The sequence below is a fragment of the Xanthomonas hawaiiensis genome, from assembly GCF_031834635.1.
GTDB lineage: Bacteria > Pseudomonadota > Gammaproteobacteria > Xanthomonadales > Xanthomonadaceae > Xanthomonas_A > Xanthomonas_A sacchari.
In genome coordinates, this window is sequence record NZ_CP115873.1 from 4095446 (window position 1) to 4107985 (window position 12540).

Below are 12540 nucleotides of genomic sequence, written 5' to 3' on the forward strand. Positions count from 1 at the left end.
CCATGGCCCATCACGCCGACGGGCACTGCACGCCGATGAAGCGCAGCCCCACGCCCGGTTCGGTGGCGATGTAGCGCGGCGCCACGGCGCTGTCGCCGAGTTTCTGCCGCAGCTTGCCGACCAGGATGCGCAGGTAGTGGGTGTCGTCCTGGTGGGTGGGGCCCCACAGTTCGCGCAGCAGTTGCGGCTGCGTCACCACGCGGCCGCTGTGCCGCAGCAGCAGCGCGAGCAGCGCGTATTCCTTGCGGCTGAGCGGCAACGCCTCGCCGTCCAGGCGCACTTCGCGCAGGCCCAGGTGGATGTGCAGGTGGCCGTCGTCGAACACCGGCTCGGCTTCGCCGGCCACCGGCTGCATGCGCAGCAGCACGCGGATGCGCGCCATCAGTTCCTGCACGCCGAACGGCTTGGTCACGTAGTCGTTGGCGCCGGCGTCCAGCGCCTGCACCTTCTCGTCCTCGCCGGCACGCACGGTCAGCATGATCACCGGCACCGACGACCATTGCCGCAGTTCGCGCAGCACGCTGTGCCCGTCCTGGTCGGGCAGGCCGATGTCCAGCACCACCAGTTCGGCGCCGTGCGCGGCCAGTTGCGCCAGGCCCGCCGCGCCGGTGTCGGCCTGCAGCACGCGATAACCCTGCGCGCGCAGGCTGATGTCGAGGAAACGACGGATCTGCGGCTCGTCGTCGATGACCAGCACGCGTGGCGGCGGAATCGGATCGGCGTGGGACTCAGTCGGCATCGGGGCGGGACGGCGGCGCGGCGGGTTCGATGAGCGGCAGGGTAATGCGGATCGTGGTGCCGCGGCCATCGGGACCGGGCAGCGCCTCGACGCTGCCGCCGTGCGCGCCGATCATGCCCTGGCAGATGGTCAGGCCCAGGCCGGTGCCGTGGCGGCCGCGGTCGCCGCGCTCGACGCTGTAGAACATGTCGAAGATGCGCGCGCGCTCGTCCTCGGGAATGCCCGGGCCGCGGTCGCTGATGTCGATGCGCAGGCGGCCCTCGACCATGCCGGCGGCGACGCGGATCGCCGCGTCCGCCGGCGAGAACTTGGCCGCGTTCTCCAGCACGTTGAAGATCGCCTGCTCGACCAGCGCCGGGTGCACCCACAGCGTCGGCAGTTCCGCGGCCAGGGCGATGTCCAGGTGCACCTGCGGCTGGTAACGCTGCAGGCGCCGCGCGGCCGAGCCGATCAGTTCGTCCACGCCGATCCAGTCGCGGTTCAAGGTCAGCCCGGTGTGGCCGAGCCGGGTCATGTCCAGCAGGTTCTGGATGTAGCGGTCCAGGCGCTCGCCTTCCATCTGGATGGTGTCGAGCAGGCTGCGGCGATCGTCCGCGTCCATCGCCTGGCCGTAGCTGGACAGGCTGCTGGCCGCGCCGATCATCGCCGCCAGCGGCGAGCGCAGGTCGTGCGAGACCGAAGACAGCAGGGCCGAGCGCAGCCGCTCGGTCTCGCCGCTGACCCGCGCGCTCTCCAGGTCGGCGACCAGGCGCGTGCGCAGCGCGGCCTGGCCGATGTCCTCGACCATCGCCTCGGCCAGGCGCTGCTGCTCCAGGCCCGGGCGCTGCACGCCGGCGCCGAAGCGCAGGCCGACCACACCGATGGTGCCGCGCTCGTGGCGCACCGGCAGGAACCACCAGCTCGCCCCGGCCAACGTATCGGTGAAGCGGCCGGTGGCCTGGCCGTGGCGCTGCGCCCAGTCGGCGGCGCTGCGGTCCACCGCGGCCATCGACGGCGCGTAGTCGTCGGCCTCGGCGTGCGCGCGCTCCAGCGGCTGCAGGCGCAGCCAGGCCTCGGCGTCGAGGGTGCCGGCAAGCGCGCGCCGCCCGGCCTCCAGCACCTGCCCCAGGTCGGCGGCACTGGTGAGTTCGCGGCCCAGCCGCTGCAGCGCCGTGGTCTGTGCGTTGACCGCGCGCAGCGCCAGCACCTGCATGCGCAGGCGCGAGGCCAGGCGCCCGGCGACCAGGGCCGCGACCAGGAACAGCAGCACCGTGACCACGCCCTGGCGCGCGCCGATCTGGAAGGTGAAGCGCGGTTCGATGAAGAAGAAGTTGTAGCTGAAGAAACTCAGCAGTGCCGCCAGCACCGCCGCGGTCATCCTCGTCTTCGACGCGACCATCACCACCGCGACGATGAACACCATCGACAGGTCGTCGATGCCGACCCAACTTTCGGCGATCCAGGCGACCACCACCGCCAGCGCCGACGCCACCGTGGCGAACACCAGGTCGTCGCGCGACAGCCAATGCCCCGGGCTGCGCCAGCGTCGCCGCGCGCGGGCGCGCGCCTCCGGCGAACTGATGATCACCAGTTCGTAGTGCGCACCGCGTTGCAGCAGTTGCTGGGTCAGGGTGCGGTTGATCATGCGCGCCAGCGGGCGCTCGCGGGTGCGGCCCAGCACCAGGGTGGACACGCCGCTGCGCGCAGCGTGGTCGAGCAAGGTGTCGGCGACGTTGGCGCCGTGCAGCAGCGCGGCCTCGCCGCCGAGCCGGCGCGCCAGCGCGAACGCGCGGTCGATCTCCAGTTGCCAGTCGGCATCCGGCTGCGCCTGGGTCTGCACGGTGACCACGGTCCATGGTGCGCCACGGCGCTCGGCCAGGCGCCGCGCCACCCGCACCAGATAGTCGGACTGGCCACGGCCATCGATCGCCACCATCACCGTGCGCCGCAGGGCGACGCTGGTGCGGCCCTGCGCGGCCTGCACGTCGCGCAGATCGTTGTCGACACGGTCGGCCGCGGTCTGCATCGCCAGTTCGCGCAGCGCGGCCAGGTTCGACGGCGAGAAGAACGCCTGCAGCGCCTGCCCGGCCTGCTCGGGCAGGTAGACCTTGCCCTGCTGCAGGCGCTCGATCAGCTCGCGCGGCGGCAGGTCGACCAGCACGATGTCGCGCAGGCGGTCGAAGATCGCATCGGGCACGGTCTCGCTGACGCGCACGCCGGTGATGCGGTGGACCACGTCGTTGAGGCTTTCCAGGTGCTGGATGTTGACCGTGCTGTAGACGTCGATGCCGGCGTCGAGCAGCTCCTGCACGTCCTGCCAGCGCCGTTCGTGGCGGCTGCCGGGCGCGTTGCGATGGGCCAGTTCGTCCACCAGCACCAGCGGCGGGCGCAGCGCCAGCAACGCATCCAGGTCCATCTCGTCCAGGGTGCGGCCGCGGTACTCCAGCCGCCGCCGCGGCTGCACGGTGAGGCCTTCCAGCAACGCCGCGGTCTCGGCGCGGCCGTGGGTCTCGACCACGCCGACCACCAGCTTGCTGCCCTGCTGCTGCAACTGCCGCGCGCGCGACAGCATCGCGTAGGTCTTGCCCACCCCCGGCGCCGCGCCGAGGAACACGGTCAGGCGCCCGCCGCGCTCGCGCTGCAGTTCGCCGATCAGGGCGTCGGCCTGTTGGGTGCGGGGGTCGGGCATTTGGAGCCGGGAATGGGGAATTGGGAATGGGGAATTGCAGAGCGCAAGCCTACATGGCTGCGCGATTTACCGCTTTTGCTCCTGCTTTTGCCCATTCCCGATTCCCGTTTCCCCATTCCCGGCCGCGTCCAAGGCAAGATTCAGCGCCAGCACATTCACGCGCGGCGCGCCAAGCACGCCGAACTGGCGCGGCTGGGTCTGCGCGGCGACCAGGGCGGCGACGGTCTGCGGCGGCAGGCCGCGCGCGGCGGCGACGCGCGCCACTTGAATGTGCGCCGCGTCCACGCTGATGTCCGGGTCCATGCCGCTGCCGGACTGGGTGACCAGATCGTCCGGCACCTGCGCCGGGTCGATGCCCTCGCGTGCGGCCACCGCCTGGCGGGTCTCGTCCAGGCGCTTGCGCAGGTCGGGGTTGCTGCGCGCCTGGTTGCTGCCGGCGGCCGACATCGGGTCGTACTTGGCGCCGGACGGACGCGGCTGGAAGTAGCCGGTGGCGGCGAACGGCTGCGCCACCAGCACCGAGCCGACCACGCGGCCATCGTGGCTGCGCAGGCTGCCGTTGGCCTGCTCGGGGAACAGCGCGCCGGCCACCACGGTGGCCAGCAACGAGTACAGCGCCGCGGACGCGAGCACCAGCAGCGGCAACACCAGCACCGCGCGCCAGCGCATCGGTTCGCGGGGGGAAACGGAGGACACAGTCATGGAGGCAATTCCGAAAGAGCGTAAAGATCGGCGCTGGGGGTCAGCCCAGCGCCACCAGCAGCAGGTCGATGGCCTTGATCCCGACGAACGGCAGCAGCACGCCGCCCACGCCGTAGATCAGCATGTTCCGGCGCAGCAGCGAGGTCGCCGAGGACGGGGTGAAGCGCACGCCGCGCAGCGCCAGCGGGATCAGCGCCGGGATCACCAGCGCGTTGAAGATCAGCGCCGCCAGCACCGCGTTGGTCGGGCTGGACAGGCGCATCACGTTCAGTGCGGCCATCTGCGGGATCGAGGCGGCGAACAGCGCCGGCAGGATCGCAAAGTACTTGGACACGTCGTTGGCCAGCGAGAAGGTGGTCAGCGCACCGCGGGTGATCAGCTGCTGCTTGCCCACTTCCACCACCGCCAGCAGCTTGGCCGGATCCGAATCCAGGTCGACCATGTTGCCGGCCTCCTTGGCCGCCTGGGTGCCGGAGTTCATCGCCAGGCCGACGTCGGCCTGGGCCAGCGCCGGGGCGTCGTTGGTGCCGTCGCCGACCATCGCCACCAGGCGCCCGCCGGCCTGCTCCTGGCGGATGCGCGCCAACTTGTCCTCGGGCGTGGCCTCGGCGATGTAGTCGTCGACGCCGGCCTCGGCGGCGATGGCCGCGGCGGTCAGCGGGTTGTCGCCGGTGATCATCACCGTCTTGACGCCCATCGCGCGCAGCCGCGCGAACTTCTCGCGCACACCATGCTTGACCACGTCCGACAGCTCGACCACGCCCAGCACGTGCCGGCCCTCGGCCACCACCAGCGGCGTGGCGCCGCTGCGCGCGACCTGCTCGACCCGGCTCTTCAGCTCCGCCGGCACCTGCCCGCCCAGCGCGGTGACGTGGCGGATCAACGCATCGGCGGCGCCCTTGCGGATCGAGCGCGGCGGCTGCATGCCATTGGCCGGCAGATCGACGCCGGACATGCGCGTCTGCGCGGTGAAGGCGACGAACTCGGCGCCTGCCGGATCGGCCGGCGGCAGGCCCTGCTCGCGCGCCAGGCGCACGATCGACTTGCCTTCCGGGGTCGGGTCGGCCAGCGACGACAACATGGCCGCCTCGCGCAGCTGCGCCAGGTCCACGCCGCTGACCGCATGGAACGCGGTGGCCTGGCGATCGCCGTGGGTGATGGTGCCGGTCTTGTCCAGCAGCAGCACGTCGACGTCGCCGGCCACTTCCACCGCCTTGCCGGACTTGGCCAGCACGTTGGCCGACAGCGCGCGGTTCATGCCGGCGATACCGATCGCCGGCAGCAGCCCGCCGATGGTGGTCGGGATCAGGCACACCAGCAGCGCGATCAGCAGCAGCGGGTCCACCTTGACGCCGACGAAGGCGGCGATCGCCGGCAGCGAGGCGACCACGATCAGGAAGGTCAGGGTCATCGCCGCCAGCAGCATGGTCAGCGCGATCTCGTTCGGCGTCTTCTGACGGTTGGCGCCTTCCACCAGCGCGATCATCCGGTCCAGGAAGCTGTGGCCCGGCTCGGCGGTGACCTTCACCAGGATCTCGTCGGACAGCACCTTGGTGCCGCCGATGACGCCGGAGCGGTCGGTGCCGGCCTCGCGCAGCACGGGTGCCGATTCGCCGGTGACCGCGGCCTCGTTGATGGTGGCCAGGCCGTGCACGATCTCGCCGTCGGCCGGGATCAGTTCGCCGGCCGAGACCACCACCAGGTCGCCCGGGCGCAGTTCGGCGGCGGGCACGCTGGTCTCGCCGTCCAGGCGCACGCTGGCGACCCGGCGCGCCACCAGGTCCTTGCGTGCGCGTCGCAGCGAGGCGGCCTGTCCGCGGCCACGCGCCTCGGCCACCGCCTCGGCGAAATTGCCGAACAGCACGGTGACCAGCAGGATCGCGGTCACCGCCCAGCCGAAGCCGGCCGGCCCCTGGCCGGCCACGGTGATCAGGGCCGACAGCAGTGTGCCGGCGAAGACCACGGCCATCACCGGGCTGCCCAGCAGGTGCCTTGGCGACAGCTTCAACACGCTGTCGCGCAGCGCCGCACGCAGCGCGGCGGCGTCGAACAGCCCGGGCCGGCGCGCCGGTGCGGGGACCACGGAAGAAGATTGGTGCGGGGTGCTCATCGTCGTCGTCTCAGTGCGCGGCCAGGGTCAGGTGATCGGCGATCGGTCCCAACACCAGGGCCGGCGTGAATTGCAGAACGGTCAGGATCACGATGACTGCGATCAGGGTCAGCGCGAAGGTCGGGGTTTCCACCTGCAGGCTGCCGCCGGTTTCCGGCGCCACCCGCTTGCGCGCCAGTTGCGCGGCCACGATCAGCGGCACGATCAGCGCCGGATAACGGCCCAGCAGCAGCACGGCCGCACAGCTCAGGTTCCACCACGGAATGCCGTCGCCCAGCCCCTCGAAGCCGGAGCCGTTGTTGGCGAACGCCGAGGTGTACTCGTAGAACACCTGGCTGATGCCGTGGAAACCGGGATTGGAGGTCGCCGACATCGAGGCCGGCAGCGCCAGGGTGACCGCGGTGAAGCCGAGCAGCACCAGCGGCTGCAACAGGATCAGCAGCGCCAGCAGACGCACTTCCGGCGCCTCGATCTTGCGTCCGAACAACTCCGGGGTGCGCCCGGTCATCAAGCCGGCCAGGAACACGCTCAGCAGCAGATACACCAGGAACTGCTGCAGGCCGCAGCCGATGCCGCCCCAGATCGCGTTGATCAGCATGTTGACCATGGCCACGCCGCCGGTCAGCGGCGCCAGCGAATCGTGCATGGCGTTGACCGAGCCGTTGGAGGTCTGCGTGGTCAGCGACGACCAGGCCGCCGAACTGTCCACGCCCAGGCGCACTTCCTTGCCTTCCATCAGTGCGGCGCTGGCGGTGCTGGCCGAATTGCCTTCGGCCCACATCGACAGCGCGGTGGACGCCAGCGACATCACCAGCATGCTGCCGAACACCAGCGCGGTGAACTTGCGGCGCCCGGTGAACGGGCCGACCATGAACGCCACCGCCACCGGGATCAGCACGATGCCCAGCATCTCCAGCAGGTTGGAGAACGGCGTGGGATTCTCCAGCGCCATCGCGCTGTTGGGGCCATACCAGCCGCCGCCGTTGGTGCCGAGCTGCTTGATCGCCACCATCGCCGCGACCGGGCCGAGCGGGATCTTCTGCGTCTGCTGCCCGGCACTGGCGTCCAGCGGCGTGGCGACCGGGCCGGCGGCCAGCGTCGAGGGCACGCCCTGCTGGGTCAGCAGCAGCGTCCACAGCAGGCACAGCGGCAGCAGGAAGCGCAGCGTCGGACGGATCACGTCGGCCCAGTAGTTGCCGAGATCGACGTCCTGCGCCACCTCGCCACCGCTGGCGGCCGCCGTGCGCGCCGCGTCGTGGCCGCGCCCGCCGAACAGACCGCGCAACGTTGCCGCGACCAGCGCCAGGCCCATCATCGGGGTGATGAACTGCAGGCCGACCACGCCCACCGCCTGCGACAGGTACGACAGCTGCGCCTGGCCGGAGTAGTGCTGCTGATCGGTGTTGGTCAGGAACGAGATCATGGTGTGCAAGGCCACGTCCCAGCGCATGTTCGGCACCGCATCGGGATTGAACGGCAGCCAGGCCTGGGTCACGAACAACGCAAACACCAGCACGCCCAGCACCAGGTTGCTGGCCAGGAACGCGCCGGCATAGGCGCGCCAGTGCATGCCGCGCGCCGGGTCGGTGCCGAGCAGGCGGTACAGTGGGCGTTCGATCCAGCCGAACAGCGCGTCGCCGCGCATCGGCGCCCCGCGCATCACCTTGGCCAGGTACAGGCCCAGCGGCCATCCCAGCAACAGCGCGAGCGCATAGACAAGCAATGTATCGATCATGGAAGTGGCACTCGGCTCAGAAATCTTCGGGGCGCAGGATCACGTACAGCAGGTAACCGGCCGCGACGATCACCGCCACGCCGCAAACGAACGAAAGCCAACCGCTCATGGTCTCAACTCCGAAACAAAGGGACGGCCCGCCGTATGGCAGGCCGCAATCGCATGGGAAGGCCGCCGCACGCGACGCACGCGCACGGCGGCAGAAGGGAAGCGCAACACCGCGACGGACACCGGGTCGGACAGGCCTTCTGGCCCAGGCCGGCATTATCGAAGCCGGCGCCATAAACTCTCCGTGGCGAAGCCGCGCGGCGCGCATAAATTCTGCGTAAAACCGTGCGGCGCCGGCGATCGCGCCGCACGTTGCAGGTGCCTCGCCGCTGCCGGCGCCGACAGCGCGCGTGCAGACCTCAGTAATGCAGGATCGCGTCGATCAGCGCCGTCGCCTGGTGATTGCGATGCCCGCCGTCGTAGGCGGGGAAGTCGTAGGCGTGCTCGTAGCGCAGCTCGGGGCGGATCTCCAGATCCTGCGACACCCAGTGGGTCAGGCCGATGGTGTGGCTGGAATAGCGCGTGGCGAAACCGGTGCGCTGGCCGTCGTGGTCGTTCACGAACTCGTTGCGGATCGCCAGCATGTCCGAGGCGCCGAGCTGGATGTTGACGTAGTTGACGATGGCGTCGGCCGTGCTGCGTCCCAGCGGGAAGTCCGGAGCCTCGCCCAGCGCATAACCGGGGCGACCGGTCGGCGCATGCGACTGCGACGGATCGGTGGCCAGCGCCTGGTCGCGCACGTAGAGGTGGTAGGCCTCGGTGAGCATGTGCACCTTCGGCGAGAAGCGGTGGCCCCAGGTCAGCACGAACTCCTGCAGGTTGTTGTAGGTCTGCGCGGCGTTGTTGTACGACTCCACGCACGGATACAGCATGTCGTCGTTGCTCCTGGAGACCCAGCGCAGGCAGGCCTGCGCGCTCAGGCGGCTGGTGGCGTCCCAGATCGCCGAATCGTCGCCGCCGTGCACGCCGAGCTGCAGCGTCCACTGGTCGTTGAGCTTGGTGGTGGTGAGGATGCCCATGTTGGTATAGGCATCGACCGTGTACAGGATCGAATGGGTCAGCAGGTAGTTGTTCGGCGAGAACTGCGCCTCGATGTCCGGCAGCGACAGGTAGCGGCCGACCGTGACCAACATGCCCTGCGCCACCGACGGCAGGTACAGGTCCACGTGCGCGATCATCGGATCGTTGCCGTAGATCTTGCCGTTGAGCGCGCTGTTGGGCTGCGGGTGGTGCAGCAACTGGTCGCTGGTGACGCCCTTCATCGTGGTGTAGTGGTAGTCGTAGCCGTACAGGTCGTCGACGTGGAAGCCCCAGTCGACATGATCGGTCTGCACCGTGTCCGGCACGCGCTGCAGGCGGATCAGCGCCTGGTTGAATTCGCCGCGATTGGGCCGCGTGGAATAGGACAGCGGATAGTTGCTGCGCGAGGACGTGCTGGCATTGAGCGAGGGATTGATCCAGCCGTACAGCTCGATGCGGTTGCGCTGCATCCACTGCCCCACGCGCGTGCAGGCCAGCGCCTTCTCGACCGGGTACTGCGCATTCTCGTTGGGCACGCCGACCGGATAGTCGACCGCGCCGAGTTGCCATTCGGCCGACGGGAACGGCGGCGAGGAGAACGGCGCCGGCAGAGCGCGGCGCGCCGGCGTCGGCGCATCGGGGTCGGCCGGCTGCGCATCTTCGCGATAGGCCGAGGCCAGGCGCGAGAAGAAACCGTTGGAGCAATCGGCGCTGCGCGCCAGCGGCGGCGCAGCGACGTCCTGCGCCGCTGCCGGCATCGCCTCGGAAACCGGCGCCGCCAGGCCAGCGGCAACGGCGGGGCCAGCACACAGCGCGGCCAGGGACAGGAACAGGGGATGGAGCTTCATGGACATCGGGTTCTCGGCTCGCAAGGAGCCGTCCTTCTTTGGGTGATGGGAGGCAACGACGGCGCGACGCATCACGCGCACGCGCTATCGCAGGCGATGCGCTCAATGGCGCATCGCGGCAAGGGCATTGGAATGCGGCGCCGCGGCGGCGGCAGCGGGTCAATCCGCGTGCAGCGAACGCGCGCGGCTGTGTGGGGGCGGATGCTGCAACGCGCGGCGGCAACCATGATCGCGTCGCGACACGCGCGGCGTGCGGCATCGCCTGGCGCGGAAGCCAGATTGCTGCGCCGTCGCCGGATGCGATACGCCGCACCCGGACACGACCGTTGCGGGCAGCGACACGCTCAAGATTGCAGCCATCGATTCCACGCACATGTCCCCGTCGTCAGCGCGGAAAGTATAGGAATCGCCGGATATCTTCGTTGCAAAGCGCGCGCCGGTTCGAATAAAGCCTTCGTAAATTCGTGCGCGTGATGAACCTAGCGTGCGCGATGCTGTGGCTATGCGTGTGTGCCGTACCCTCATCCGCCCCTGCGGGGCACCTTCTCCCGATGGGAGAAGGGAAAGCCAAAGCCCCTCTCCCAGCGGGAGAGGGGTTGGGGTGAGGGTCCGGCGCGCGAAGCGCTGCGCTGATCTAACTGCACGAGGCTTCGCCCGTACCCTCATCCGCCCCTGCGGGGCACCTTCTCCCGAGGGGAGAGGGAAAAGCCGAAGCCCCTCTCCCAGCGGGAGAGGGGTTGGGGTGAGGGTCCGGCGCGCGAAGCGCCACGTCGATCTGGCTATGCGAGGCTCCGCCCGTACCCTCATCCGCCCCTGCGGGGCACCTTCTCCCGCGGGGAGAAGGAAAAGGCCAAAGCCCCTCTCCCACCGGGAGAGGGGTTGGGGTGAGGGTCCGGCGCGCGGAGCGCTGCGCTGATCCAACTGCACGAGGCTTCGCCCGTACCCTCATCCGCCCCTGCGGGGCACCTTCTCCCAGTGGGAGAAGGGAAACGCCGCGTTGCCTCAGTGCAACGGCACACTCAAAAACGACGGCGTCGCCGCCGGCGAGCTGAAGCTCACGGTGCCGCCGAAGCGGCTGGCCGAGGTGTAACGCGGATCGGTGGTGTCCACCACCAGCACCAGGCGACGACCGGCCGGGATCTCGACTGCAGTCGCCTGCAGCGCCAGGTCGAGGGTCACCGGCGTGCCCGGCGTCGCGTTGCGCAGCGTGTACGGCACATGGCTCAGCAATTGCGCCGACCCCGCGCTGTCCATGCTGTAGAGATAGGCGAACAGCGACACGTTGGACTGGCTCGGGGTCACCGTCAGCCGCAACGACGGCGCGCCGGCCAGGCGCTTGTCGCTGGACAGCACCGGCCCGCTCCACACCGCGGCGCCCACCCGGCTGACCAGCGGAATCGAGGTGGTCACCGGCTGGCCGAGACCCTGCAGCAAGCCACTGACCATCACCACGCCGGAATCGGCCAGCGTCGGCACGTCGGTGGCGATGCGGTAGTTCCAGCCGCTGCTGTTGCCGCTGGTCAGCGACCCGGTTGGCAGCAACAGGCCGCTGGGGCCGGTCAGGCCGTAGCGGGTGGCGCCGGCCTGCACGCTGTTCCAGTCGGCATAGCTGAGCCAGGTGCCGGCCAGGGTCGAAAGTTGCACCGGCGCTTCGCGGTCCACGCCGTTGTCGCGGCCCTTCAGATAGCGGTCGAACCAGCGCGTGGCCTCGGTATACACCTGGTTCGGCAGGCCCAGCGCGCCCGGCAGTTCGGCGGTGGCGTGGTCGCCCTGGCTGAACATCAGGTGCTTGGGCACGCTCAACCGGTTGTACAGGTCGATGTACTGGTTCGGCGGGAACAGGCCGTCGTTGAATGCGTTGGCCATCAGCACCGCCGGGCCGTTGCGGTTGAGCGCCTGTACCTCGTTGATCACCCCGCGTTCGGCCGCCTTGGGCAGGAAGCCCTGCACCGCGCCGTCGTAGTCGCCCACCGCCACGTGCGCGGTGATCTGCGCCAGGTCCGGACCGGGCCGGCCGGTGGCGACCCCGGCGGCGACCAGCAGGCCCACGCCCTGCTGGCTGACCGTGCTGTTGGCGTACAGCGAGGCCTGCAGATCGGCCCAGCCGCTGAGCGCGGCCACCGCCTTGATCCGCGGGTCGCGGGCGGCGGCGAGCAGGCTGGTGCCGGCGCCGTAGGAGATGCCCGACACGCCGATCGCCTTGGCGTCGGCCGGGGTGTTGGCCAACGCCCAGTCGATCACCGAACTGACGTCCTCCACCGTCGGTGCCCCGGCGATGTCGATCAGCCCCTGCGAATCCCAGAACCCACGCGAGGTATAGCTCACCACCACGTAGCCGTCGTTGGCCAGTTCACTGGCGCGGCCCACGTATTCGAGGTTCGGCAGCGACCAACTGGCCGGCATCACCACCAGCGGGAACGGCCCCGGCCCCTGCCCCTGCGGCACCAGGACGAGCGCGCCGAGCTTGGTGCCGTCGAAACTGGGAATGCTCTGGTACTGCTTGGTGAAGCCGGCCGCAGCCGCGGCGGCGGAGAACACCAGCAACATCGCGCCAAGGGCGATGCGACGTGACACGGACATGCGCATGGACTGCCTCCCAAGCGGCGCCGGACCGGGATGGCCGGCTGCCGGAACGGTAATGCCAGAACGGTGACAAGCGCTCGACGTGGG

8 protein-coding genes are annotated in these 12540 nt (G+C 70.0%); all 8 read right to left on the reverse strand.

All coding sequences use genetic code 11. The features are described from left to right. Positions 1-10 precede the first annotated feature (10 nt). Positions 11-739 carry a response regulator gene (locus tag PG878_RS17435; RefSeq protein WP_160966597.1) on the reverse strand — a complete coding sequence of 243 codons (729 nt, stop codon included), beginning with the start codon at positions 737-739 and terminating at the stop codon, positions 11-13. Further along, entirely contained in the window at positions 729-3407 is a 2679-nt protein-coding gene (locus PG878_RS17440) for a sensor histidine kinase (RefSeq protein WP_209032384.1), read from the reverse strand. The genes PG878_RS17435 and PG878_RS17440 overlap by 11 nt, the downstream gene beginning before the upstream one ends. 66 nt (positions 3408-3473) lie before the next feature. Further along, positions 3474-4109, reverse strand: coding sequence for a potassium-transporting ATPase subunit KdpC (gene kdpC, locus PG878_RS17445; protein WP_209032385.1), 636 nt, complete (start codon positions 4107-4109; stop codon positions 3474-3476). A 40-nt stretch (positions 4110-4149) separates the two neighbouring features. Next, the gene (gene kdpB / locus PG878_RS17450; RefSeq protein ID WP_209032386.1) at positions 4150-6219 is read right to left on the reverse strand and encodes a potassium-transporting ATPase subunit KdpB; all 2070 of its coding nucleotides are present in this window, start codon (positions 6217-6219) and stop codon (positions 4150-4152) included. A gap of 10 nt (positions 6220-6229) precedes the next feature. Further along, positions 6230-7954 (reverse strand): potassium-transporting ATPase subunit KdpA, encoded by a 1725-nt coding sequence (kdpA, locus tag PG878_RS17455; RefSeq protein WP_209032387.1) that lies wholly within the window; start codon positions 7952-7954, stop codon positions 6230-6232. 16 nt (positions 7955-7970) lie between these two features. Beyond that, positions 7971-8063: a potassium-transporting ATPase subunit F gene (locus PG878_RS17460; RefSeq protein WP_010341961.1), complete on the reverse strand. Its 93-nt coding sequence runs from the start codon at positions 8061-8063 to the stop codon at positions 7971-7973. Positions 8064-8361: 298 nt separating this feature from the next. Further along, complete coding sequence (locus PG878_RS17465; protein ID WP_209032388.1) at positions 8362-9876, reverse strand: outer membrane beta-barrel protein; 1515 nt, start codon at positions 9874-9876, stop codon at positions 8362-8364. A 996-nt stretch (positions 9877-10872) separates the two neighbouring features. Then, the gene (locus tag PG878_RS17470; protein ID WP_244672730.1) at positions 10873-12456 is read right to left on the reverse strand and encodes a CocE/NonD family hydrolase; all 1584 of its coding nucleotides are present in this window, start codon (positions 12454-12456) and stop codon (positions 10873-10875) included. Positions 12457-12540: the final 84 nt, after the last annotated feature.